Annotated in this window: 21 protein-coding genes; 16 read left to right on the top strand and 5 right to left on the bottom strand. The window is 60.3% G+C overall.

The annotated features are described in order from the left end of the window. Positions 1-2: 2 nt before the first annotated feature. The 7 genes from AC1Z24_RS25140 (at position 3) to AC1Z24_RS25110 (ending at position 6,529) form a co-directional block, all read left to right on the top strand. Positions 3-644, top strand: coding sequence for a YfgM family protein (locus AC1Z24_RS25140; protein WP_483743145.1), 642 nt, complete (start codon positions 3-5; stop codon positions 642-644). After that, positions 637-1,788: an outer membrane protein assembly factor BamB gene (bamB, locus tag AC1Z24_RS25135; protein WP_483743144.1), complete on the top strand. Its 1,152-nt coding sequence runs from the start codon at positions 637-639 to the stop codon at positions 1,786-1,788. The genes AC1Z24_RS25140 and bamB overlap by 8 nt, the downstream gene beginning before the upstream one ends. Positions 1,789-1,950: 162 nt before the next feature. After that, positions 1,951-3,420: a ribosome biogenesis GTPase Der gene (gene der / locus AC1Z24_RS25130; RefSeq protein ID WP_483743143.1), complete on the top strand. Its 1,470-nt coding sequence runs from the start codon at positions 1,951-1,953 to the stop codon at positions 3,418-3,420. A 121-nt stretch (positions 3,421-3,541) separates the two neighbouring features. Continuing rightward, positions 3,542-4,690, top strand: a complete 1,149-nt coding sequence (locus tag AC1Z24_RS25125) for a pyridoxal phosphate-dependent aminotransferase (protein ID WP_483743142.1) — start codon at positions 3,542-3,544, stop codon at positions 4,688-4,690. Continuing rightward, positions 4,678-5,469 (top strand): amidohydrolase, encoded by a 792-nt coding sequence (locus AC1Z24_RS25120; protein WP_483743141.1) that lies wholly within the window; start codon positions 4,678-4,680, stop codon positions 5,467-5,469. Before AC1Z24_RS25125 ends, AC1Z24_RS25120 begins: the two co-directional genes overlap by 13 nt. Before the next feature lie 61 nt (positions 5,470-5,530). Then, a complete protein-coding gene (locus tag AC1Z24_RS25115; protein ID WP_483743140.1) occupies positions 5,531-5,974 on the top strand; it encodes a hypothetical protein in 444 nt (147 codons plus the stop codon). 129 nt (positions 5,975-6,103) lie between these two features. Further along, positions 6,104-6,529 (top strand): hypothetical protein, encoded by a 426-nt coding sequence (locus AC1Z24_RS25110; protein WP_483743139.1) that lies wholly within the window; start codon positions 6,104-6,106, stop codon positions 6,527-6,529. Positions 6,530-6,659: 130 nt separating this feature from the next. On the opposite strand, the gene leuA is transcribed toward AC1Z24_RS25110, so the two are convergent. The 3 genes from leuA to xseA form a co-directional block, all read right to left on the bottom strand. Then, positions 6,660-8,339, bottom strand: coding sequence for a 2-isopropylmalate synthase (leuA, locus tag AC1Z24_RS25105; protein WP_259105870.1), 1,680 nt, complete (start codon positions 8,337-8,339; stop codon positions 6,660-6,662). A 319-nt stretch (positions 8,340-8,658) separates the two neighbouring features. Further along, positions 8,659-9,483 carry a peptidoglycan DD-metalloendopeptidase family protein gene (locus tag AC1Z24_RS25100; protein WP_483743138.1) on the bottom strand — a complete coding sequence of 275 codons (825 nt, stop codon included), beginning with the start codon at positions 9,481-9,483 and terminating at the stop codon, positions 8,659-8,661. An 8-nt stretch (positions 9,484-9,491) separates the two neighbouring features. Next, positions 9,492-10,871: an exodeoxyribonuclease VII large subunit gene (gene xseA, locus AC1Z24_RS25095; RefSeq protein ID WP_483743137.1), complete on the bottom strand. Its 1,380-nt coding sequence runs from the start codon at positions 10,869-10,871 to the stop codon at positions 9,492-9,494. Positions 10,872-11,035: 164 nt separating this feature from the next. On the opposite strand from xseA, the gene AC1Z24_RS25090 reads away from it, so the two are divergent. The 3 genes from AC1Z24_RS25090 to guaA all read left to right on the top strand — a co-directional run bounded on the left by AC1Z24_RS25090 (position 11,036) and on the right by guaA (position 14,895). Then, positions 11,036-11,584, top strand: coding sequence for a sugar ABC transporter ATPase (locus AC1Z24_RS25090; RefSeq protein ID WP_483743136.1), 549 nt, complete (start codon positions 11,036-11,038; stop codon positions 11,582-11,584). A gap of 94 nt (positions 11,585-11,678) precedes the next feature. Further along, the gene (guaB, locus tag AC1Z24_RS25085) at positions 11,679-13,148 is read left to right on the top strand and encodes an IMP dehydrogenase (RefSeq protein WP_483743135.1); all 1,470 of its coding nucleotides are present in this window, start codon (positions 11,679-11,681) and stop codon (positions 13,146-13,148) included. 169 nt (positions 13,149-13,317) lie between these two features. Further along, positions 13,318-14,895 carry a glutamine-hydrolyzing GMP synthase gene (gene guaA, locus AC1Z24_RS25080; protein WP_483743134.1) on the top strand — a complete coding sequence of 526 codons (1,578 nt, stop codon included), beginning with the start codon at positions 13,318-13,320 and terminating at the stop codon, positions 14,893-14,895. A 97-nt stretch (positions 14,896-14,992) separates the two neighbouring features. Here the strand turns inward: guaA and AC1Z24_RS25075 are convergent, their stop codons facing one another. Next, entirely contained in the window at positions 14,993-15,355 is a 363-nt protein-coding gene (locus AC1Z24_RS25075; protein WP_483743133.1) for a winged helix-turn-helix transcriptional regulator, read from the bottom strand. 113 nt (positions 15,356-15,468) lie between these two features. Between AC1Z24_RS25075 and AC1Z24_RS25070 the strand changes: the two genes are divergently transcribed. The 6 genes from AC1Z24_RS25070 to tadA all read left to right on the top strand — a co-directional run bounded on the left by AC1Z24_RS25070 (position 15,469) and on the right by tadA (position 22,479). Continuing rightward, positions 15,469-16,203, top strand: coding sequence for an SDR family NAD(P)-dependent oxidoreductase (locus tag AC1Z24_RS25070; protein ID WP_483743132.1), 735 nt, complete (start codon positions 15,469-15,471; stop codon positions 16,201-16,203). Positions 16,204-16,228: 25 nt separating this feature from the next. After that, positions 16,229-16,828: an NADPH-dependent F420 reductase gene (locus AC1Z24_RS25065; protein ID WP_483743131.1), complete on the top strand. Its 600-nt coding sequence runs from the start codon at positions 16,229-16,231 to the stop codon at positions 16,826-16,828. 449 nt (positions 16,829-17,277) lie between these two features. Further along, entirely contained in the window at positions 17,278-18,708 is a 1,431-nt protein-coding gene (gene gad / locus AC1Z24_RS25060; RefSeq protein WP_483743130.1) for a glutamate decarboxylase, read from the top strand. 69 nt (positions 18,709-18,777) lie between these two features. After that, the gene (locus AC1Z24_RS25055) at positions 18,778-20,478 is read left to right on the top strand and encodes an aspartate:alanine exchanger family transporter (protein ID WP_483743129.1); all 1,701 of its coding nucleotides are present in this window, start codon (positions 18,778-18,780) and stop codon (positions 20,476-20,478) included. Positions 20,479-20,623: 145 nt separating this feature from the next. Next, positions 20,624-21,997, top strand: a complete 1,374-nt coding sequence (locus tag AC1Z24_RS25050) for a multicopper oxidase family protein (protein WP_483743128.1) — start codon at positions 20,624-20,626, stop codon at positions 21,995-21,997. Next, on the top strand, positions 21,997-22,479 hold the full coding sequence (gene tadA, locus AC1Z24_RS25045) for a tRNA adenosine(34) deaminase TadA (protein ID WP_483743127.1): 483 nt from the start codon (positions 21,997-21,999) through the stop codon (positions 22,477-22,479). Before AC1Z24_RS25050 ends, tadA begins: the two co-directional genes overlap by 1 nt. Before the next feature lie 47 nt (positions 22,480-22,526). Here the strand turns inward: tadA and mltF are convergent, their stop codons facing one another. Then, positions 22,527-23,984, bottom strand: a complete 1,458-nt coding sequence (gene mltF, locus AC1Z24_RS25040) for a membrane-bound lytic murein transglycosylase MltF (protein WP_483743126.1) — start codon at positions 23,982-23,984, stop codon at positions 22,527-22,529.

Below are 23,984 nucleotides of genomic sequence, written 5' to 3'. Positions count from 1 at the left end.
GGGTGTCGCGTACCGAAGATGAAGAGCTGGCGGTAATGAAGGACTGGTGGCAGCGCAACGGCAAACCCCTGGTAACTGGCGGTCTGCTGGCGTTGATCGTGTTCTTTGGCTGGCAGGCCTGGCAGAAATACCAGGGCAACCAGACCCAGGGCGCTTCGGCGCTCTATCAGCAACTGCTCGAAACTGCGCTGACGCCAAGCGGCCAGGCTGATATCGGCCGTGTCGCCGACGTCGCCGGCAAGCTGAAAAGCGAATACGCTGGCACCGCCTATGCCCAATACGGCAGTCTGTTCGTCGCCAAGGTTGCCGTCGATGCCGGCAAGCTCGATGATGCTGCGGCTGAGCTGAAGACCGTACTCGACAAGCCGGTCAACCCGACCCTGGGCGAAATCGCCCGTGAGCGTATGGCCCGGATCCTGGCGGCACAGAACAAGGCCGAAGATGCGCTGAAACTGCTCGCGGGTGATGCTGACAAGGCATTCCTGGCCAGCCGTGAAGAGCTCAAGGGCGACCTGCTGGTGCAACTGGGTCGTGCTGATGAAGCTCACGCTGCATATCAGAAAGCTAAATCCGCGCTGTCCGAAGAGGCTGCTGTGGGTGACCTGCAAATGAAACTCGACGACCTGGCCAAAGGGGATGCGTGACGTGATCCGTTGGAAACATGCAGCATTGCTGGCCCTGGCCGTTATGGCCGTGGGTTGCAGCAGCAACAGCAAAAAGGAATTGCCGCCCGCCGAACTGACTTCTTTCAAGGAAGAAGTGGTCCTGCAGAAGCAATGGAGCCGTTCCATCGGTGATGGTCAGGGTAAAACCTACAACATGCTGGTGCCGGCCATTGATGGCCAGAACATCTATGCCGCCGACGTCAACGGCGAAGTCGTGGCGATGAACCGCATGAACGGCGACGTGATCTGGAAGAAAGATCTCAAGGTTCCGGTCTCCGGCGCCGTCGGCGTGGCTTACGGCATGCTGACCATCGGCACGCTCAAGGGCGAAGTCATCGCCATGGACGTGACCAACGGCGAAGAAAAATGGCGCGCCCACGTCACCAGCGAAGTACTGGCTCCACCGGTCAACAACGGTGATGTGGTGGTGGTCCAGACCCAGGACGACCGTGTGGTTGGCTTCGATGCTTCCACCGGCAACCGTCGCTGGATCTACGAGAGCACCCCGGCGGTACTGACCCTGCGTGGCACCAGTGCACCGCTGGTCACCAACCATCTGGCCATTGCCGGTCTTTCGACTGGCAAAGTCGTGGCACTGGATACCAGCAACGGCGTACCGGTCTGGGAGCAGCGCGTGGCTATCCCTCAAGGTCGCTCCGAGCTTGATCGCGTAGTGGATATCGACGGCGGCCTGCTGCTGTCCGGTAATACCATCTACGTCGCCAGCTATCAGGGCCGCGTTGCCGGTCTGGATCTGGAAAGCGGTCGTATTCTCTGGCAGCGTGATGCCTCCAGCTACTCGGGCGTCGCCCAGGGCTTTGGCAGCGTCTACCTGAGCCTGGCCAACGGTACGGTCGAGGGCGTCGATGAGCGCACCACTACCGGTCTGTGGACCAACGACCAACTGGCTCGTCGCCAGTTGGGTTCGCCAGAGGTTTACTCCAGCTATGTCGCCGTGGGTGACTTCGAAGGCTATCTGCACCTGCTTAGCCAGGTTGACGGTCGCTTCGTCGGTCGCGAGCGTATCGACAGCGACGGCCTGCGTGCCCGGCCGCTGGTGGATGGCAACATGATCTATGTCTATGGCAACAGCGGCAAACTGGAAGCCCTGACGATCAAGTAATGGCTGTCTATGCTCGATGTGAGCCTCCTGCCTAGTGGCGGAGGCAAGCGTCGGGCGGCCTTGCCCAGACAAGGCCTGCGACACTCGGTGTGTCGCGCCAAGCTCCGGCCGCTGCTGTGCAGCGGCTTTTGTATTTTCTGAAATAACGAAGTGGAGAGCCGCATGGTTCCCGTAATCGCCCTGGTGGGCCGACCGAACGTCGGCAAGTCCACCATGTTCAACCGCCTGACCAGGACTCGCGACGCCATCGTCGGCGACCTGTCCGGTCTGACCCGTGATCGCCAATACGGTGAGGCTAAGTGGCAGGGGCGCTCCTACATCCTGATCGACACCGGTGGTATCTCCGGCGATGAGCACGGCATGGACGAAAAGATGGCCGAGCAGTCGCTGCTGGCCATCGAAGAAGCCGATGTCGTGCTGTTCCTGGTCGATGCCCGCGCCGGTTACACCGCTGCGGACCAGATGATTGGCGAGCACCTGCGCAAGCGCAACAAGCGTTCCTATGTGGTCGCCAACAAGATCGACAATATCGATCCTGAGCTGGCCCGCGCCGAATTCAGCCCAATGGGCCTGGGTGATGCCATTCCGGTCGCCGGCGCCCACGGTCGTGGCATCAGCCAGATGCTGGAAATCGCCCTGCGCGATTTCCCCCGTGACGAGGAAGAGCCTGAAGAGGGCGAAGCCGAGCACGTCGCCGAAGGTGAGGAAGCCAAGCGCATTCCGGGCCCGAGCGAAAAAGATGGCATCAAGATCGCCATTATCGGCCGCCCGAACGTTGGCAAGTCGACCCTGGTCAACCGCATGCTCGGTGAAGACCGGGTCATCGTCTACGACGAGCCTGGCACTACGCGCGACAGCATTTACATCCCGTTCATGCGCAACGACGAGAAGTACACGCTGATCGACACCGCGGGTGTGCGCAAGCGCGGCAAGATCCACGAGGAAGTTGAAAAATTCTCGGTGGTCAAGACGCTGCAGGCGATCAAGGACGCCAACGTCGTCATCTTCGTCATGGATGCCCGCGAAGGCGTGGTCGATCACGACCTCAACCTGCTGGGCTTTGCTCTGGAAGCCGGGCGTGCCCTGGTCATCGCACTGAACAAGTGGGATGGCATGGTGCCGAGCGAACGTGATTACGTGAAGACCGAGCTGGAACGCCGGTTGTTCTTCGTCGACTTCGCCGATATCCACTTCATCTCCGCGCTGCACGGCACGGGCGTGGGTAACCTGTATCAGTCGGTGCAGAACTCGTTCAAGTCGGCGGTCACTCGCTGGCCGACCAGCCGTCTGACCCAGATCCTTGAAGACGCCGTCAGCGAGCACGCCCCGCCGATGGTTGGCAGCCGCCGCATCAAGCTGCGCTATGCCCACTTGGGTGGTGCCAACCCGCCGTTGATCGTGATCCACGGTAACCAGGTCGAGAAAGTACCGAAGTCGTATGTGCGGTATCTGGAAAACACCTATCGCCGTGTCCTGAAGCTGGTCGGTACGCCGATCCGCATCGAATTCAAGGGCGGCGAGAACCCGTACGAAGGCAACAAGAACACGCTGACTGACCGCCAGGTCAACAAGAAGCGTCGAATGATGTCGCACCATAAGAAGGCCGACAAGAAGCGCCGCGATAAGCGTTGATTCTGTAAAAGGCTTTCTCGGAAAAAGGCGCCAATGGCGCCTTTTTTTATGCTTGCGCTATGGGCTATCCTGCCTGACCCGTGCCGCTGTGGAGCCGGGTGTACCGCAGGGAAAAGGCTCGATGATCAGCAGCAAATTGCCCAACGTGGGCACCACCATTTTTACCGTGATGTCCCAGCTCGCCGCCGAGACAGGGGCGATCAACCTGTCTCAGGGCTTCCCGGATTTCGACGGCCCGCAGGCCTTGCGCGATGCCCTCAGTCGCCATGTTGCCGACGGCCATAACCAGTACTCGCCCATGACCGGCCTGCCAGCCTTGCGCCAGCAGATCGCGGCCAAGATCGCCCGTAGCTACGGCCGCCAGGTAGATCCGGACAGCGAAGTGACGGTCACCCCCGGTGCAACGCAGGCGATTTTCTGCGCCATCCAGACCGTGATCCGGCCCGGCGATGAAGTGATTGTCTTCGATCCTTGCTATGACAGCTATGAGCCTTCAGTCGAACTTGCGGGCGGTCGTTGCGTGCATGTGCAGTTGGGCCTCGATGATTTTTCCATCGACTGGCAAAAGCTCAGTGATGCGTTGAGCCCGCGTACGCGGATGATCATCATCAACAGCCCGCACAACCCCAGCGGTGCCCTGATTACCCGTGCCGAACTCGATCAACTGGCGGCTTTGATCGCCAATCGCGATATCTATCTGGTCAGCGACGAAGTCTATGAGCACCTGGTGTTCGACGGCGTCCAGCATGCCAGTGTGCTGGCCCATGAAGAGCTGTATCAGCGTGCCTTCGTGGTCAGTTCCTTCGGCAAGACCTATCACGTCACCGGCTGGAAAACCGGCTACGTGGTCGCGCCTCCGGCCTTGACCGCCGAGCTGCGCAAGATTCACCAGTTCGTCAGTTTCTGTGGCGTGACGCCGCTGCAATGGGCTTTGGCTGACTTCATGGCGGCCCATCCGGAGCACGTCGAAGAGTTACCGGCGTTCTATCAGGCCAAGCGGGATTTCTTCTGCGATCAACTGGCGTCGTCGCGCTTTACTTTCAATAGGGTCGGCGGCACTTATTTCCAATTGGTTGACTATTCGCAGATCCGTCCGGACCTCAATGATGTAGACATGTCTCTGTGGATGACCCGTGAACACGGTGTTGCCAGTATTCCCGTGTCGGTTTTCTACCAGAACCCACCCGAAGGGCAGCGGATCATCCGCCTGTGCTTCGCCAAGCGCGAGGAGACGCTGCGCCAAGCAGCAGAGAAACTATGCGTGATCTAAGCGAGTTACCCGATCTCAAGGTGGTGCTGGTCCAGACCACCCTGGCCTGGCACGACCGTCAGGCCAACCATGAACACTTCGACGCCTTGCTTGATCAGGCCGAAGGCGCTGACCTGGTGATTTTGCCGGAGATGTTCACCACCGGCTTCAGCATGGAGTCGGAGCTGCTGGCTGAGCCGGAGAACGGTCCGACGGCCGCCTGGATGCTGGCTCAGGCCAAACGTTTGAACGCGGTGGTTACGGGTAGTGTGATTGTCCGCGCCGCTGATGGCAGTCATCGTAACCGCCTCCTGTGGGCGCGCCCTGACGGTGAATTGCAGCATTACGACAAGCGCCACCTGTTCCGCATGGCCGGTGAGCACAAGCACTACAGCCCCGGCGAACGTCAGGTGCTGTTCGAACTCAAGGGTTGGCGAGTGCGGCCGCTGATCTGCTACGACCTGCGCTTCCCGGTCTGGAGCCGTTCCGCCCAGGACACCGACCTGCTGATCTATACGGCCAACTGGCCCGGCGCCCGTCGCCTGCACTGGAACCGTTTGTTGCCAGCCCGGGCCATTGAAAACCTCTGCTATGTCGCAGCGGTCAATCGTATCGGCACTGATGGCAAAGGCTTCGCGTACACCGGCGACAGTCAGGTGCTGGACTTCCAGGGTGAAAGCCTGTTTGGCGCAGGGGAGGCTGACGGCGTCTTCGAAGTTACTCTGAGCGCCACGGAACTCGCGGCCTACCGCTCAAGGTTTCCGGCATATCTCGACGCTGATACATTCGAGATACACTAATTAGCTATAGTTATGGGGAGCCAGGGTCGATATTAGCCATATCAATCAGGAGGCTCCCCAAGTGACCAGCATTAGTACCTCATCCCTCAGCTTGTACTCGTCTTCGTTCACCGTTTCGGTGAAGAGCAATACGACCGACGACACCACGGCGACTGACGCCAACAGCACTTCTTCGACCACGGCCACTGCCGATGTGAGCGGCGCCAAGGCGTCGTCGGGTGGTGGTGCGGCGGGGGGTGGCGGCGGTGGTGGTTCGTCGTCGAGCACCGCGACCCAGGACAGCATCGCGAAGCTGGAAGCCCAGATCAAGGAAACCCAGAAGCAGTTGCAGGAACAACAGCAGCAACTCGCTGCCGCCCAGGCGGCCAAGGGTTCCGACGAAGAGAAACAGGTGAAAGTCATGGCTGCTCAAAGCCAGATCGCCAGCACCACGGCCACCCTGTCGACCCAGCAGGCGGCCTTGATGCAACTGGAAAGCAGCGGCGGTATCGACACCACCGCCTGATTTGTTTTCAAGCGTTACCCAGTTCGATACAAGATGCTCGCAACCTCGGGTTGCGGGCTCTTTGTCTTGCCGCTGATTCAAGTTTTGCCGGTACTGGTCGATAGCCGCTCTACATAACAGGAGTTCGCCATGACCACTATCAACACGAGTTCGCTGAACCTCTACAGCAGCGCGTTCACGCTTGCGTCAAAAGCTGATCAGGATAAAGCCAACCCTGATGCCACTACAGTGGGTGTGAACCTGAAAGCCACGGTGTCCAAACCGGCCCAGAACACCAATGGCTCGGGTGCCAAGAGTTCCGGCGGTTCGCCTGCCGAGCAGGCCATCGAGCAGTTGAAAGAGCGGATCAAGGAAACCCAGAAGCGCCTGCAGGAACAGATAAAGCAACTGGCGGCCGCGCAGCAATCCAAGGCTCCCGAAGAGATCAAGGCGCAGCAGGTGATGGCGATCCAGCAGCAGATATCCGGAACTACCGCCGAATTGGGTGCCGAGCAGGGGGCATTGATGCAGATGATGCAGGCCGCGGCCAAAGGCAGCGTCAACACCACCGCGTGACCCAATAAGCGCGCTATCCGTAGGACCGGCTTTAGCCGGGAGGAGTCTTTCGCGGCTGAAGCCGCTCCTACAGGGACGTGACTGGCACAAAAAAAGGCCCTGAAAAGGGCCTTTTTTGTCACCGCAGCGTTTACGCCGCCTTGGCCTGAGCCTGGCTAAGCGCACGATTCAGGGCGCTGAACAGTGCCTTGAAGCTGGCCGTGGTGATGTTTTCATCGATACCCACGCCGTGCACCGCACGCTCGCCGTTGACCCGCAGTTCGATGTAGGCCGCGGCCTTGGCCGTGGTGCCCGCGCCGATGGCGTGTTCGTTGTAGTCCATGATCTCCACGGGCACCGGCAGACCGGCCACCAGCGCTTCCAGGGCGCCATTGCCCTTGCCGCGCCAGACCAGGTTGGTTTCGCCCTGGCCGATGCTGGACACTTCGACTTCAACGCTGCTATGGCCGTTTTCTTCCTGCAGGCGATGGCTGACCAGCGCGTACGGGGTATTGGCTTGCAGGTACTCGCTGTGCAGCAGGGCGTAGAGCTGCTGCGCAGTCATTTCCAGGCCCAGACGGTCGGTTTCACCCTGTACCACCTGGCTGAACTCGATCTGCATGCGACGCGGCAGGGCAATGCCGTATTCCTGTTCCAGCAGATAGGTAATGCCGCCCTTGCCCGACTGGCTGTTGACGCGAATCACCGCCTCGTAGCTGCGACCGATATCGGCCGGGTCGATTGGCAAGTAAGGCACTTCCCAGACGCCGTCTTCCTTCTGCTGGGCGAAGCCCTTGCGGATGGCGTCCTGGTGGGAGCCGGAGAACGCGGTGTGAACCAGGTCGCCAACGTACGGGTGACGCGGATGCACCGGAATCTGGTTGCACTCTTCAACGACCTTGCGCACGCCGTCGATGTCGGAAAAGTCCAGCTGCGGGTTAAGACCCTGGGTGTACATGTTCAGCGCCACGGTCACCAGGTCGACGTTACCGGTACGCTCGCCGTTGCCGAACAGGCAGCCTTCGACGCGATCGGCACCGGCCATCAGGCCCAGCTCGGTCGCGGCAACGCCGGTGCCACGGTCGTTGTGGGTGTGCAGGCTGATCAGCACGCTGTCACGACGGGTGATGTTGCGGCAGAACCATTCGATCTGGTCGGCGTAGATATTCGGCGTCGCCACTTCAACGGTGGCTGGCAGGTTGAGGATGACCTTGTTCTGCGGCGTCGCGTTCCAGACTTCGATGACCGCGTCGCAGACTTCCTTGGCGAACTCAAGCTCGGTTGCGCTGAAGGTCTCAGGGGAGTACTCGAACTGCCATTGGGTTTCCGGCTGCTGGGCGGCGTATTTGACGAACAGCTTGGCGGCGTTGACGGCGATCTCTTTGACACCGGCCTTGTCCTGATTGAAGACAATGCGGCGGAAGGACGGCGAGGTGGCGTTATACAAGTGCACGATGGCCTTTTTCGCGCCGCGCAGGGATTCGAAGGTGCGGGCGATCAGGTCTTCACGGGCCTGGGTCAGTACCTGAATGGTGGTGTCATCCGGGATATGACCGTCTTCGATCAGGGTGCGGACGAAGTCAAAGTCAGTCTGGGAGGCCGCCGGGAACGACGCTTCGATTTCCTTGACGCCGACCTGGACCAGGGTTTTCCAGAAACGCAGCTTTTTCACCGCGTCCATCGGCTCGATCAGCGACTGGTTGCCGTCGCGCAGGTCGGAGCTGCACCAGATCGGCACTTCGGTGATGGTCTTGGATGGCCAGGTGCGATCAGGCAAGTCGATGACAGGGAACGCACGGTACTTGGTCGAAGGGTCTTTGAGCATGGTCATGGAAGCAAATCCTTGGATACTGAAGAGGCCGAGAAGAGGCGGCCGCCGAATTAAACGAGACAGGGGCGAGGCACAGCGATCTAGCTTGGCAGTCGGGCACTGACCAGGCTGAGACAGCAATGCTGGCGCAACAGAATGAGGGTTTGAGCAGTTTTCATAAGACCAACCGTACCCATTGGGGTGAAAGTTGGCAAGCCGTTGCGAAAAATTGGCAAAGGCTCCTCAAAAATGCCTTATAACAGGATTTAATCGCGCCGTACTTCAGCTAATTGTAGATTTGTTGCGCGGTATTTTCAGGCCGCGCAACAGCGCCTTTATTTCAAGGCTGGAAGGCGCCAATAAAGATCGCCGGGTCAACCCGCGCATCATTGAGGCTGACATTCCAGTGCATATGCGGCCCGGTCGCGCGACCCGTTGAGCCGACGCGACCGACCACGCCGCCACGAGGTACGGCGTCACCGACTTTCACGTCGATCTTCGACATATGGCAGAACATACTGATAAAGCCTTGGCCGTGGTCGACGAATACCGTGTTGCCGTTAAAGAAGTAGTCGCCAATCAGAATCACCTTGCCAGCAGCCGACGACTTGATCGGTGTACCGGCCGGCACAGCGAAGTCCAGGCCCGAGTGCGGGTTGCGCTCTTCACCGTTGAAGAAGCGGCGCACGCCGAACTTGCTCGACAGCGGGCCATCCACCGGCTTGTCGAGGATCAGGTTGCTCGGGGTCACTGGGCTGAAGCTGCGATAGGCGGCGAACTGCAGCGCTTGCTCTTTCTCGATGCGCTTGAGGTCTTGGGGTTCGGGATTGACTTGGCGCTTGTTCTGCAAAGTGATGTGCTGCTCCGGGTATTTCTTGCTGCCGACCACGAAGCTCAGCTGGCGATTGCCGCTGCTGACTTGCTGATTGCCGGGCTTGAGGGTCAGCGGCAGGCCGACGATGGCCAGCCAGTGGTTGTCCTGTTCCTTGACCACCAATACCTGTTTGCCCTGGAACGTGGCCTTGGGTGCTTGGGCGGCAGCGCCAAGGTCGACCACTGCGACGCCGCCGGGCACCGGCTTGTTCAGCGCGCGGCTTATATAGCTGTCGGCGTAGGCGGGCAGGGCCAGGCACAGGGCGAACAGAGGGGCGATAACACGCAGCATGGCTTGGCTCAATCCAGTAGTGAGAGGGTGACGGGCGTCAGATGGTTGTCTTCGACCCGCACTTGCAGTTCGCCTTCGCCCAGACGCGCGGTCAGGCGCTGGCCGGGCTTTGTCTGTTCGGCGCGGCGGATGGCATGGCCGCGCTCGTCGAGCAGGATGCTGTAGCCCCGGCCCAGGGTCGCCAGCGGGCTGACCACATGCAGGGTTTGCACCTGATTCTGCAATTGCAGGCGGCGGGTCTTGAGGTTCTCGCGGATCGCTCGGGGCAGGCGCTCGGCCAGGACTTCCAGGCGCTGACGCAGGAAGGCCAGAGTGCGGCCCGGATGTTGAGCAGCGAGGCGGCTTTGCAGATGGGCCAGACGCACTTGGCGCTTATGGCCCTGCTGCTCGAAGGCGCGACGCAGGCGCAGGTCCAGGTCATCGAGGCGCTGAGCCTGCTGACGCAGACGTTCGCCGGGGTGGCGCAGGCGTCGGGATACACCTTCCAGGCGCAAGCGATCACGCATCAGGCGATCCTGCATGCGGCTGATCAGGCGGCGTCGCAGGTTTTCCACGCGGCGATGCAGGTCGCTGGTGTCGGGTGCCAGCAGCTCGGCGGCGGCCGAGGGCGTCGGCGCACGGACGTCGGCGACGAAATCGCTGATCGATACATCGGTTTCATGGCCCACCGCACTGACAATCGGCGTGACACAGGCATCGATGGCTCGGGCCACGGCTTCTTCGTTGAAGCACCACAGATCTTCCAGGGAGCCGCCGCCCCGGGCCAGGATCAACGCATCGAAGCCGCGGGCATCGGCCAGCTTGAGGGCGCGGACGATCTGGTTGATGGCTTCGCGGCCCTGAACGGCAGTAGGAATCAGGGTCAGTTCGACCTGAGGCGCGCGACGGCGAAACACGCTGATGATGTCGCGAATCACCGCGCCGGTAGCCGAGCTGACAATGCCGATGCGTTGCGGATGCTGGGGCAGGGCGACCTTGCGCTCGGCGCTGAACAGGCCTTCGGCGTTGAGCTTGTCCTTGAGCGCCTCGAAGGCCAGGCGCAGGGCGCCATCACCGGCCGGTTCGACGGTGTCGAGGATCAACTGGTAATCGCCACGACCTTCGAACAGCGAGACCTTGCCACGTACCTTGACCTGCAAACCGTCCTTCAAGGCCTGACGCACCCGCGCCGCACTCTGGCGGAACAGCGCGCAGCGCACCTGGGCGCCGGAGTCCTTGAGGGTGAAATAGACATGGCCCGAGGCCGGGCGCGACAGGTTGGATATCTCGCCCTCGACCCAGATATTGCTGAACACATCTTCCAGCAACACCCGTGCACGGCCGTTGAGCTGGCTGACGGTAAGGACTTCCCGGTCGAGGCCGAGTCTTGCGAAGGGGTCTTTAATCATGTGCGGCATCATAAAGGCATTGCCGGGGAATGGGTATAATCGCGCTGCTGGGTGGGCCGTAGGACCGGCTTTAGCCGGGAGGGCGTTCTCCCGGCTAAAGCCAGTCCTACCGATTTCCGGCCTAATGCTTCTTATATAGAAGAACAAACGCCATAGGTTTTTAAATGAACACCCAAAGCATTATCGTCCCGCAGATTTCCTCCTTCCCCGGCCACGAAGCCCGGGCGCGGTTGATCCTGCGCTGGCTGGTGAAACTCGATGTGGTCGAGGAACAGCTCAGTACCTGCGGGCGGACCTACAACAAGATGGCCTACGCCATCGCCCCCGGCGCCCGCCGTGTGGTGGAGCACCCCGACGCGCTGCCGTTCGGCCAAGTGGTCAATGGCCTGGAGATCGTCACCAAGCGCTGCATCTATACCCCGCTAAAGGATTTTGCCGAGGAAGCCGGCTGCCCGGAGTGCCGTCGGGAGATCGGCGAGGCGCTGTTCGACAGCCTGGAAGACTGGATGCCCGGCCATACCGATAACTTCACCTGCCCCGAATGCCGTCACGAAGATGACATCAATGGCTTTCTGTTTCTCGAGCCCTGCGGCTTTTCCAACCTCGGTTTTATCTTTAATGACTGGCTGCAAGCCTCGTTCAAGCAAAGCTTTCTTGATGAGTTTGCCGAGCGCCTGGACCGTCCGGTTTCCTGGGTAAAAGTATATTTATAAGGTAATCGTGAATTAGCCTGAGGTTTACATTGAGTGACAGGGGGTGTCTGGGTATAATGGCGCGCTTCCAATTTCCCGCCTGGGAGCCCCCGCGATGCTGCGTATCAGCCAAGAAGCCCTTACTTTCGACGACATTCTCCTTGTGCCCGGTTATTCCGAGGTACTGCCTAATGAAGTCAGTCTGAAAACCCGTTTGACCCGTGGCATCGAACTGAATATCCCCTTGGTCTCCGCTGCGATGGACACCGTGACTGAAGCCCGTCTGGCCATTGCCATGGCTCAGGAAGGCGGTATCGGTATCATCCACAAGAACATGACCATCGAGCAGCAGGCTGCCGAAGTTCGCAAGGTCAAGAAGTTCGAAGCCGGTGTGGTCAAGGACCCGATTACCATCGAGGCCGACGCCACAGTGCGCGACCTGTTCGAACTGACCCGTCAGAACAACATTTCCGGTGTTCCGGTGCTGCACAATGGCGACCTGGTCGGCATCGTGACGTCCCGCGACATCCGCTTCGAAACCCGTCTGGATATCCCCGTCCGTGAAGTGATGACGCCTAAAGAGCGTCTGGTCACCGTGCGTGAAGGCGCCGACAAGTACGAAGTGCGTGAGCTGCTGCACAAGCACCGCCTGGAAAAAGTCCTGATCGTTGACGGCAACTTCGCCCTCAAGGGCATGATGACCGTCAAGGACATCGAAAAATCCAAGGCCTACCCGCTGGCCAGCAAGGACGACCAGGGTCGTCTGCGCGTCGGTGCCGCTGTCGGTACTGGCAAGGACACCGGTGAGCGCGTTTCCGCTCTGGTTGCTGCCGGTGTTGACGTGGTGGTGGTCGACACTGCCCACGGTCACTCCAAAGGCGTGATCGACCGCGTTCGCTGGGTCAAGGACAACTTCCCTGAAGTCCAGGTCATCGGTGGCAACATCGCCACTGGCGCCGCTGCCAAGGCACTGGTTGCCGCTGGCGCCGATGCGGTCAAGGTCGGTATCGGCCCTGGCTCGATCTGCACCACGCGCATCGTTGCCGGTGTCGGCGTGCCGCAGATCAGCGCCATCGCCAACGTTGCCGAAGCCCTTGAAGGCACCGGTATTCCCCTGATCGCCGACGGCGGTATCCGCTACTCCGGCGACCTGTCCAAGGCCATCGTTGCCGGCGCAAGCTGCGTGATGATGGGTTCGATGTTCGCCGGTACTGAAGAAGCACCGGGCGAGATCGAACTGTTCCAGGGCCGCTCCTACAAGGCTTACCGCGGCATGGGCTCGCTGGGCGCCATGTCCCAGGCCCAGGGCTCTTCGGACCGCTACTTCCAGGATTCGTCCGAAGGCGCCGAGAAGCTGGTGCCGGAAGGTATCGAAGGCCGTGTTGCCTACAAAGGCTCGTTGTCGGCGATCATCCATCAACTGATGGGTGGCCTGCGCTCCTCCATGGGCTACACCGGCAGTGCCGACATCGAAGAGATGCGCACCAAGCCTGAGTTCGTCCGCATCACCGGTGCCGGCATGGCCGAATCCCATGTGCATGACGTACAGATCACCAAAGAAGCGCCCAACTATCGGGTCGGCTGACGCCTCCAGTTCTAAGCTACGAGCTACGAGCTACGAGCTACGAGCTACGAGCTACGAGCTACGAGCTACGAGCTTCAAGCGGTAGTTGCACGATGCAGCTACCGCTCAGATATCGCTAATCTTGCAGCTCGCGGCTCGAAGCTCGCAGCTGCTCTTCAGAGCCTTTCCCATGTCCCTCGACATTCACGCTCACCGTATCCTGATCCTCGACTTCGGTTCTCAGTACACCCAGCTGATCGCTCGCCGCGTGCGCGAGATCGGCGTGTACTGCGAACTGCACCCGTTCGACATGGACGATGAAGCCATTCGCGAGTTCGCGCCCAAAGGCGTGATCCTCGCCGGCGGTCCCGAGTCCGTGCACGAGGCCAACAGCCCGCGCTGCCCACAGACGGTGTTTGACCTGGGCGTGCCGGTCTTCGGTATCTGCTACGGCATGCAGACCATGGCCGAGCAACTGGGCGGCAAGGTAGAAGGTTCCGACCTGCGTGAGTTCGGTTACGCCCGTGTCGACGTGGTCGGCAAGAGCCGCCTGCTCGACGGCATCGAAGACCATATCGACGCCGACGGCCTGTTCGGCCTCGACGTATGGATGAGCCACGGTGACAAGGTCACCAGGATGCCGGAAGAATTCCACATCCTGGCCAGCACCCCGAGCTGCCCGATCGCCGGCATGGCCGACGACACCCGTGGCTACTACGGCGTGCAGTTCCACCCGGAAGTGACCCACACCAAGCAGGGTGGCCGCATCCTGTCGCGCTTCATCCTCGATATCTGCGGCTGCGAAGCACTGTGGACCCCGTCGAAGATCGCTGAAGACGCCATCGCCACCATCCGCGCCCAGGTCGGCACCGACAACGTCCTGCTCGGCCTGTCCGGTGGCGTTGACTCCTCTGTCGTCGCGGCCCTGCTGCACAAGGCCATCGGCGAGCAACTGACCTGCGTCTTCGTCGACAACGGTCTGTTGCGCCTGCACGAAGGTGAGCAAGTGATGGCCATGTTCGCCGAGAACATGGGCGTCAAGGTGATCCGCGCCAACGCCGAGGAGCAGTTCCTGGGCAACCTGGCGGGCGAGAGCGATCCAGAGAAGAAGCGCAAGATCATCGGCCGTACCTTCATCGACGTGTTCGATGCCGAATCCTGCAAGCTGGACAACATCAAGTACCTGGCCCAGGGCACCATCTACCCGGACGTGATCGAGTCGGCTGGCGCGAAAAGCGGCAAGGCCCACGTGATCAAGTCGCACCACAACGTGGGCGGCCTGCCGGAAGAAATGAACCTGAAACTGGTCGAGCCCCTGCGCGAACTGTTCAAGGACGAAGTCCGTCGTCTGGGCCTGGAGCTGGGTCTGCCGTACGACATGGTCTACCGCCACCCATTCCCGGGCCCGGGCCTGGGCGTGCGTATCCTCGGTGAAGTGAAGAAGGAATATGCCGACCTGCTGCGTCGCGCCGACCATATCTTCATCGAAGAACTGCGCAAAGCCGACTGGTACCACAAAGTCAGCCAGGCCTTCGTCGTATTCCAGCCGGTGAAATCCGTTGGCGTTGTAGGCGATGGCCGTCGCTATGCGTGGGTAGTTGCACTGCGCGCTGTAGAGACCATCGACTTCATGACCGCACGTTGGGCGCACCTGCCTTACGAACTGCTGGAAACCGTCAGCGGCCGCATCATCAATGAGATCGAAGGCATCTCCCGCGTGACTTATGACGTGTCGAGCAAGCCGCCTGCGACGATTGAGTGGGAATGATGCGCATCCGGCACTGACCGGCAGCCATTAGCAACAAACACCCTGAAGCCCGCGTAATTGCGGGCTTTTGGCTTTTTGGGGCGGGCGTAAGCTACCGCTAAGCCAAAGCATCCTGCTCAGCAAAGATACTCGCCATTTGCACCGCATTCTCCGTGCCCCAGGTGCACAGCGGGATGATCGCTTCAGCGAGGCTGCGGCCGAGTGGGGTGAGGGCGTAGTCGACGCGTGGGGGTACTTCCTTGTAGTCGGTTCGCGACAGTACGCGATCGGCTTGCAGATCTTTCAAGGACTGGATCAGCACCTTGTCGCTGACGCCGGGGATCAGGCGTTTGAGCTCACCGTAGCGTACCGGACCGTTGCGCAGGAAAAACAGGACCAGCGGTTTCCACTTGCCCGAGATGATGCGCAGCGTGGCGTTGAGCCCGCAGCCGGTGTCGCAGATTTCCGGAGAATTTGTCATCTTTTTCCATACTTACCAAAATGTGCATACTGGTCGATAGGTTATCAGCTCTGCATACTCGTCCTCAAGCAAGCAGCACCTGTTTGCGCACAATTCCAACGAGGATGCATGACATGACCAGATTGAATGGCAAGACCGCGGTGATCACCGGTGGCGCGACCGGCATCGGCCTGGCGGCGGCAAAGCGCTTTATTGAAGAGGGGGCTTTTGTCTTTATCTTCGGCCGTCGCCAGGAAGCCCTCGACGCTGCGGTGGCCGAACTCGGGCCCAATGCCCGTGCGGTGAAGGGCTCGGTCGCCGATCCGGATGACCTCGACCGACTCTATGCGGCGGTGAAGGCCGAGCGTGGGAGCCTCGATATCGTTTTCGCCAATGCCGGGGCGGGCAGTCCGCTGGCGCTGGGCAATATCACTGGCGAGCACATTGACGAGATCTTCGATACTAATGTGAAGGGCTCGGTCTTCACGGTGCAGAAGGCTTTGCCGCTGATGGGCGAGGGCGGTTCGATCATCCTCACCGGCTCCAGCGCCGGGACCACGGGCGCCCCGGCATTCAGTGCCTACAGCGCGAGCAAGGCGGCCGTGCGTAACCTGGCGAAGTCCTGGGCGGAAGACTTGAAGGGCACTGGCATTCGGATCAACGTGCTGTCGCCTGGGCCGACCGCGACTGAACTGGCCAAGGCCGCGCTGGGCGAAGAAGGCATGAAGGTCTTCGCTGCGATGAATCCGTTGCAGCGTATGGCTGAGCCTTCGGAGCTCGGCGCGGCGGCGGCGTTTCTTGCGTCCCGGGACAGCAGTTTCATGACCGCCAGTGAACTGGCTGTTGATGGTGGTTTGGCGCAGATCTAACGCCAAGCCAACCTGAGGAGGTTTTATGAGTTACGCAATTATCGGCTTCGGCAATATCGGCCAGGCCCTTGCCAAGGCATTTGCCCGAAGTGGCATTGAAGTATCCGTTGCAACCACGCGCGAGCCGCAAAGCTTTGCATCCGCAGCGGCTGTGATTGGTCCTGGGATCATCCCCACAACACTGGAGCAAGCCATTGAGGCGGACATCATCTTTTTGGCTGTCCGTTACGAGTCGCACGAGGAGGTCGCGAAGGCGCTGCCGAGCTGGAAGGACAAGATCATCGTCGATGTGACCAATGCCTATGGCGTGCCCCCTGAGGCGTTGGGAGATCAGCCGTCTTCCAGGGTCGTTGCGCAGGCCTTCACCGGTGCAAGACTGGTCAGAGGTTTCAACCATCTGGCCGCTGCCGTTCTTGAGCAGGATCCGGCCGTACAGGGCGGCCGGCGAGTCGTGTTCCTGGCGAGCGACGATGACGGCGCCGCAGTGGAGATTGCTGCTCTTGCAGAAACTCTCGGCTTTTCGCCAATCAAACTGGGCGGGCTATCGGACGGTGGACTGCTCGTGCAGGCACGGGGAAATAGCTGGGGGCAACTGATCTTCAAGGACCTGATCAAGTTCGACTGATGAGTCGCGAGCGCAGATTTCCTTGCGATCCTGCCCCATCTTCGATGTAGCGCTGTCCAGCAGCAAACACTTGGCAGATGTGTGAACAGTCCTGTGGCAGCGGATTCATTGGCTCTGTCTGCGTCAAGTGTTGCGTGCGGTATCGGCAACTCTGTGGGAGATTCTATGTCCGGGGGGAACCTGCAAACATAGAATCTCCCGCGCAGTTTCATTGATCCATGTCATCTTTTGGAGCTGAAATACATGTAACACTGCGCGCGGAACATCCAGAGCCGCTTGTGCTCACGCCATTCATTCGTTGTCGCCACGCGCAATTCCCGCCTCTCAAAGCCATGTCCCATAAGGCTTGAGCTTCCTTACCGTTCTATCGCTTTTCTCCTGACGCAGCCTGATCCGCCTTTGGCGCAATCAACGTCTACGCCATTTCCCTCATTCAAGAGCAGGATTTCATGGCACTTCACCAGACCGCAGAGACTCAAGACCAAGCCATCGAAGATGTCTATTCGAGTGGTTCTTCCCAGCACACGTTGCCCAAATACCGTCTTCCGGACCATTCGACGACGCCGTCGTCCGCCTACAACCTGGTACGGGACGAGCTGCTGCTCGACGGCAACTCCCGGCAAAACCTGGCGACGTTCTGCACCACTTGGGTCGAGCCTGAGGTGAAGCAGTTGATGGCTGATGCCCTCGACAAAAACATGATCGACAAGGACGAGTATCCGCAGACGGCCGAGATCGAAAACCGTTGCGTGCATATCATCGCCGACCTGTGGCATGCGCCGAAGTCCTGGCAGACCGTGGGCTGCTCGACCACGGGTTCCAGCGAGGCAGCGATGCTCGGTGGCCTGGCGCTCAAGTGGAGCTGGAAAAAACGTCGGGAAGCCGCTGGCCTGCCGACGGACAAGCCGAACTTCGTGTGTGGTCCGGTACAGATCTGCTGGAAGAAATTCGCTCGCTATTTTGATGTGGAAATTCGCGAAGTGCCGTTGCGCGGTGACGCCCTGGGGCTACGCCCGGCGGATCTGCGTGAGTACTGCGATGAGAACACTATTGGCGTCGTCGCGACTCTGGGTGTGACCTTCACCGGTATCTACGAGCCGGTCGCCGCACTGGCCGCCGAACTGGACGCGATGCAGCGCGACCTGGGCCTGGATATTCCGATTCATGTTGATGCGGCCAGCGGTGGTTTTATCGCGCCCTTCATTCAACGTGAGTTGCAGTGGGACTTCGTCATCGAGCGGGTCAAATCGATCAATGCCTCGGGCCACAAGTACGGCCTGGCGCCATTGGGCGTGGGCTGGGTGATCTGGCGTTCCATTGAGGATCTGCCAGAAGAACTGATCTTCTACGTCGATTACCTGGGCGGCAATATGGCCACCTTTGCCCTGAATTTCAGCCGGCCAGGCGGCGAAATCATTGCGCAGTACTACAACTTCCTGCGGCTTGGGCGCGACGGTTACACGCGTATCCAGCAGGCCTGTTCCGATACGGCGCAGTGGCTGGCGGCGGAGATCGTCAAGTTCGCGCCCCTGGAGTTGGTCTACGACGGCAAGGATGGGCTGCCGGCGGTCTGCTACAAGCTCAAGGACGGTGTCGACCACGGCTTCAGCCTCTATGACCTGTCTGAGCGTGTCCGTATGCGGGGCTGGCAGATTGCTTCCTACCCGTTGCCGTCGGATCGTCAGAATATCGTGGTGCAGCGCATTCTCATACGCCATGGCGTGAGTCGTGACCTGGTCGCACTGTTGCTCGACGACCTGCGCAAGGCCATCGATTTCCTGCAGAAAAATCCGGTGGTGCATTCCGACGCCGGGCCCAGCTTCAGCCATGGTGCCATCGCCGCACCGGTGATCCCGGCCGACACCCCTAACCTCGCCTGAACGCATTGCCCACACACCGGGCCTTGAGGTCCGGTGCCTTCAGCGTTTCATCGCGGGGTACGAATCATCGTGACGGCCTTTTTTACTTTTCTGCATGACAACCCCTACATTCTTCTATTCCTTGTGGTCGGCCTGTCCGTCTGGGTCGGGCGCGGCACCATCAAGGGCTATGGCCTGGGCGCGGTGGCGGGAGCTATCGTTATCGGCTGCGCTATTGCGACTTGGGCGTCGTATTACGGCGTGCATTTCGCGCTCGATAACTTCACCAAGAGCCTGTTTTATTACCTGTTCATGTACGGCGTCGGGCTGCGGGTCGGTCCTTCCTTTATTAACAGTCTCAAGGGCGACGGGCTGAAGTTCACCTTCCTGGCGATTCTGTCGTCGTTCCTCGGGCTTGGCATCGTGGTTCTGGGTGTACGCCTGTTATCGCTGCCGGTGGGCGCGGCGGGCGGCATTCTTGCCGGTTCGCAAACCATGTCGGCGGCCATCGGTTCAGCCGAACAGGCCATTACCTCCGGCGTAGTGCCGTTGCCACCGGGCACCACCGCTGCGGCGGCGACGGCGATGATCGCGCTGTCCTATGGCATCACCTATATCTGGGGCACGGTCGGCATCATTCTGATCTGCAAATATCTGCCGCGCTGGTGGGGCGTCGATGCGCGCAAGGCGGCTAAGGAGTATGAGATCGAGCACGGTGTGCCGAACGTCGATGATGCCGGGCTTAGCGGTTATCGGCCCTTTGATCTGCGGGCGTATCGACTGATGAATGCAGAGCTGGTCGGGCAGAGCATCGCGCAATTTCGCGAGCGGTTTGCGCAGTACCAGATCGAGAATGTCGAGCGGGGCGATCAGTTGCTCGGTGCCGACCCGGCCCTGGTGTTGCAACAGGGCGATGTGATTGCCTTGGGCGGCAGCTTGGACGCGCTGACGGACCACATGGGCCTGATCGGGCCGGAAGTGCCGGATGCCCGTGCGCTGAATATACCGCTGGATGAGGCGGTGATTCTGGTCACCCATCACGACGCCATCGGCAAGGCGCTCAAGGAATTCAGCCAGTCGCCGATTGCCGGGCAAGTGCAGTTGGTCGGCATCGAACGCGGTGGTGCGCCTATCCCTGTTGGTCTGGAGACGCGCCTGCAACGTCTGGATGTGATGCATCTGGTCGGCCTGCGCAGCGCCATCGACAAGGCCACGGCATTGCTCGGCAAAGTGGCGCGGCCGAGCACTGCGACCGATCTGCTCACGCTATCGCTGGGTATGGTGTTGGGGCTGTTGATCGGTCTGATTCAAGTCCCGGCATTTGGCGCGGCAGTAGGACTGGGCAATGCCGGTGGCTTGCTGGTGTCGGGGATTATCGTCTCGTCGCTGGTCTCGCGGGTGCGCTTCTTCGGCAATACACCGAATGCTGCACGCAACATTCTTGAAGACATGGGGCTGATTTTCTTTGTCGCGATTGTCGGAGTGAATGCGGGGGCGAATCTGGTTTCACAGATCAGCGCGATCATTGCCCTGAAGATCTTTGTCCTGGGTTTTGTCGCCTGCACGATTCCGCCGTTTATCGTCTGGGCGGTGGGCTTTCATGTGTTCAAGATCAACCCGGCAATTCTCATGGGGGGGGTGGCAGGGGCGCGAAGCCATTCTGGCCCGGCGCGTGAGGCGGCCAAGGAGATCGATAGCACAGTGCCCTGGATCGGCTTTCCGGTGGCCTATGCGGTCTCCGGGATTCTGCTGACGGTGTTCGGTTACTTCGCGATGATTCTTGCGCGCTGAAGGCGTGATAACGGGGGGGCGTCGCTATTCCACGGAGCTGCGACCTTGCGTTCCCTTAATTTTTCACAAGCGCACCTGTATCCTATTCGCCCCTCGCATCGACTCTCAGGTGCGTCTCTTTCTCGTTTTACAGGTGCGCGCGTTTATGTCCTTTACCCGTCGACAAATTCTCGGAGGTCTGGCCGGGCTTGCCGTGGTGGGGCTCGGCGCCGATGGTTTTTCGCGCTATTGGCTGGGGCGCAGCGGTCCCGGGAAAGGGCATGACTTCGAGTTAATCGCCGCGCCGCTGGATGTGGAGCTGGTCACCGGCCATCAGACCCCGGCCTGGGCCTTTGGCGGTTCGGCGCCAGGCACCGAGCTACGGGTGCGTCAGGGCGAGTGGTTGCGCGTGCGCTTTATCAATCAGCTGCCGGTGGAGACCACCATTCACTGGCATGGCATCCGTTTGCCGCTGGAGATGGACGGCGTGCCTTATGTCTCGCAGTTGCCGGTCAAGCCGGGCGAGTATTTCGACTACAAGTTCCTGGTGCCTGATGCAGGCAGCTATTGGTATCACCCCCATGTCAGCAGCAGCGAAGAGCTGGGGCGTGGCCTGGTCGGGCCCTTGATTGTCGAGGAACGCCAGCCCACGGGCTTCCGCCATGAACGCACCGTGAGTCTGAAAAGCTGGCATGTCGATGAAGTCGGCGCCTTTACCGAGTTCAGCGTGACCCGCGAAGCGGCGCGCGAGGGCACGGCGGGGCGGCTGTCGACCCTCAATGGCGTGCCTCAGGCGGTGATCGACCTGCCTGCGGGGCAAATCACCCGTGTGCGTATTCTCAACCTCGACAACACCGTGACTTATCGCCTGAACTTGCCGGGTGCCGAGGCGCAGATCTATGCGCTGGATGGCAATCCGGTGGCGCCGCGTCCGCTGGGTGAGGATTACTGGCTCGGGCCGGGTATGCGTATTTGCCTGGCGATCAAGGCGCCGCTTGCGGGTAAGGAGTTGTCGCTGCGTAATGGCCCGGTGCGCCTGGGCACGTTCCGTTCGGTGGCCAATAGCGATGCGCCGGGTGATTGGCCGCCCGCGTTGCCCGCCAATCCGATTGCCGAGCCGGATATGGAGAACGCCGAAAAGCTCAACTTCAACATCGAGTGGGCGGGGGCGGTGTCGGTCAATGTGGAGAACGGTAAGCCGCCGAGCCTGTGGCAGATCAATGGCCAAGCCTGGGACATCACCGACAAGACCTGCGCCGACCGACCCATCGCCAAACTGGTCAAGGGCAAGAGCTATATCTTCGAGCTGAAGAACATGACCCAGTATCAGCACCCGATCCATTTGCATGGCATGAGCTTCAAGGTGCTGGCGTCGAATCGGCGGCCGATCATTCCGTATTTCACCGATACCTTTCTATTGGGGCGCAACGAGCGTGCCCGCGTGGCGCTGGTAGCGGATAATCCCGGCGTGTGGATGTTCCACTGCCATGTGATCGATCATATGGAAACCGGGCTTATGGCCGCTATCGAGGTGTCCTGATGAGGCAGCCACCGATCATTGATCGTAGCAACGACCAGCATTTCATGCGTGAGGCATTGGCCCTGGCCGCCGAGGGCGCGCTATTGGGCGAGGTGCCAGTGGGCGCCGTGGTGGTGCAGGACGGAGTCATTATTGGCCGCGGCTTCAACCGGCCGATCAGTGGCAATGACCCGAGCGCCCATGCCGAGATGGTCGCCATTCGTGACGCCGCCCAGGCACTGAGCAACTATCGCCTGCCGGGCACCACTCTTTATGTGACCCTGGAACCGTGCAGCATGTGCGCCGGCTTGATCGTCCATTCGCGGATCATGCGCGTGGTGTATGGCGCCCTGGAGCCCAAGGCCGGGATTGTGCAGAGTCAGGGGCAGTTCTTTGCCCAGGGCTTTCTCAATCATCGGGTGCTGTATGAGGGCGGGGTACTGGGGGAGGAGTGCGGGGCGATGTTGAGTGAGTTTTTCAGGATGCGTCGGGCGAAGGTTTAAGGTCGGCTGGCATCAATTTAAAGTCTCGCTCCAACGAATCAGCTGACTTACAACTTCGGCGCCTGCTCCGGCGGCTTCTTGTCCACCCCCGGTACATGCAGGTTGCCATCGGCGACCTGGCTGCCTTCCAGTTGCGGCTGGGTTACCCAGGTGAGGATGTCGTAGTAGCGGCGAATGTTGGCCACGAAGCTCACCGGTTCGCCGCCACGGGCGTAGCCGTAGCGAGTCTTGCGATACCACTGTTTCTGCGACAGGCGGGGCAGCATTTTTTTAACGTCGAGCCATTTATTTGGATTCAGGCCCTCGTTTTCCGCCAATTTACGTGCATCGTCGAGATGACCGCTACCGATGTTGTAGGAAGCGAGAGCGAGCCACGTACGATCCGGCTCTTCTATCTTGTCGTCCAGTTGTTCCTTTATGTAGGCAAAGTACTTGGCCCCACCCTGAATGCTTTGTTTGGCATCCAGGCGGTTAGCCACGCCCATGGCCTGGGCGGTGTTCTGAGTCAGCATCATCAGGCCACGCACGCCGGTTTTTGACGTGACGTCGGGCTGCCACAGCGATTCCTGATAGCCAATGGCCGCAAGCAATCGCCAGTCCACCTGGGACTGTTTGGCCGAGGCCTGGAAGTTCTTCTGGTATTTGGGCAGGCGTTCCTGCAAGTGCTGGGCGAAGGTGTAGGCGCCGACATAGCCCAGAACATCGACATGGCCGTAGTAACGGTCCTTGAGCTGTTGCAGCATGCCGTTCTTCTGCACTTTGTCGAGGTAGGCATTGATCTCGTTGAGCAGGCTGTTGTCTTCACCCAGGGCCACGGCCCAGCGCTGGTTGCGCGCTTCACCGAGGTCGAAGGCGACGCGCACGTTGGGGAAGTAGACTTGGTTCATCGCCAGCTCGTTGGAGTCGACCAGGGTCAGGTCGATCTGCCCTTCGTCGACCATGCGCAACAGGTCGACCACTTCCACCGCGTCGGACTCTTCATATTCGATGGCCGGATTCTTCGCTTTCAACGCCGCGAGCTGTTCAGCGTGGCTGCTGCCTTTGAGCACCACGATGCGCTTGCCCACCAGATCGCCAGCGTCAGTCGGGCGGGACTGGCCGTTGCGATAGATGATCTGCGGGGTGACTTCCAGATAAGGATGGGAGAAACGCACCTGCTGTTTGCGTTTCTCCGTGTCGATCAGGCCGGCCGCCGCGAGGACCGGGCCGCCGGGCTTGTGCATCTGGTCGAACAGGTCGTCGAGGTTGTCAGCGGTTTCGATCTTCAGTTCCACGCCGAGATTTTCGGCGAAACGCTTGACCAGTTCGTACTCGAAACCGGTTTCACCGTTGCGATCTTCGAAATAGGTGGCCGGGCTGTTGCGGGTGATCACGCGCAGTACGCCGTCCTCCTTTACTCGCTCCAGTGTGTTGGGTTTATCCACACAGGCGCTGAGCATCAGGAAGAGTCCGGTGGCGATGAGCCATTTGGCGCAACGAGGGCGGAAATCTGATCGGGAAAACAT

Source organism: Pseudomonas sp. JL23 (assembly GCF_056933585.1).
The sequence above is the reverse complement of the archived record's forward strand: the minus strand, read 5'-3'. Positions and strand labels throughout refer to the sequence as shown.

Coding starts and splice junctions, on each gene's coding strand:
- AC1Z24_RS25100 (WP_483743138.1), bottom strand. CDS start 9,483: ATGCTGCGTGTTATCGCCCCTCTGTTCGCCCTGTGCCTGGCCCTGCCC.
- tadA (WP_483743127.1), top strand. CDS start 21,997: ATGAGGCAGCCACCGATCATTGATCGTAGCAACGACCAGCATTTCATG.
- xseA (WP_483743137.1), bottom strand. CDS start 10,871: ATGATTAAAGACCCCTTCGCAAGACTCGGCCTCGACCGGGAAGTCCTT.
- AC1Z24_RS25070 (WP_483743132.1), top strand. CDS start 15,469: ATGACCAGATTGAATGGCAAGACCGCGGTGATCACCGGTGGCGCGACC.
- leuA (WP_259105870.1), bottom strand. CDS start 8,339: ATGACCATGCTCAAAGACCCTTCGACCAAGTACCGTGCGTTCCCTGTC.
- mltF (WP_483743126.1), bottom strand. CDS start 23,984: ATGTTTTCCCGATCAGATTTCCGCCCTCGTTGCGCCAAATGGCTCATC.
- AC1Z24_RS25090 (WP_483743136.1), top strand. CDS start 11,036: ATGAACACCCAAAGCATTATCGTCCCGCAGATTTCCTCCTTCCCCGGC.
- der (WP_483743143.1), top strand. CDS start 1,951: ATGGTTCCCGTAATCGCCCTGGTGGGCCGACCGAACGTCGGCAAGTCC.
- AC1Z24_RS25075 (WP_483743133.1), bottom strand. CDS start 15,355: ATGACAAATTCTCCGGAAATCTGCGACACCGGCTGCGGGCTCAACGCC.
- AC1Z24_RS25120 (WP_483743141.1), top strand. CDS start 4,678: ATGCGTGATCTAAGCGAGTTACCCGATCTCAAGGTGGTGCTGGTCCAG.
- AC1Z24_RS25125 (WP_483743142.1), top strand. CDS start 3,542: ATGATCAGCAGCAAATTGCCCAACGTGGGCACCACCATTTTTACCGTG.
- guaA (WP_483743134.1), top strand. CDS start 13,318: ATGTCCCTCGACATTCACGCTCACCGTATCCTGATCCTCGACTTCGGT.
- bamB (WP_483743144.1), top strand. CDS start 637: ATGCGTGACGTGATCCGTTGGAAACATGCAGCATTGCTGGCCCTGGCC.
- AC1Z24_RS25065 (WP_483743131.1), top strand. CDS start 16,229: ATGAGTTACGCAATTATCGGCTTCGGCAATATCGGCCAGGCCCTTGCC.
- gad (WP_483743130.1), top strand. CDS start 17,278: ATGGCACTTCACCAGACCGCAGAGACTCAAGACCAAGCCATCGAAGAT.
- AC1Z24_RS25110 (WP_483743139.1), top strand. CDS start 6,104: ATGACCACTATCAACACGAGTTCGCTGAACCTCTACAGCAGCGCGTTC.
- guaB (WP_483743135.1), top strand. CDS start 11,679: ATGCTGCGTATCAGCCAAGAAGCCCTTACTTTCGACGACATTCTCCTT.
- AC1Z24_RS25050 (WP_483743128.1), top strand. CDS start 20,624: ATGTCCTTTACCCGTCGACAAATTCTCGGAGGTCTGGCCGGGCTTGCC.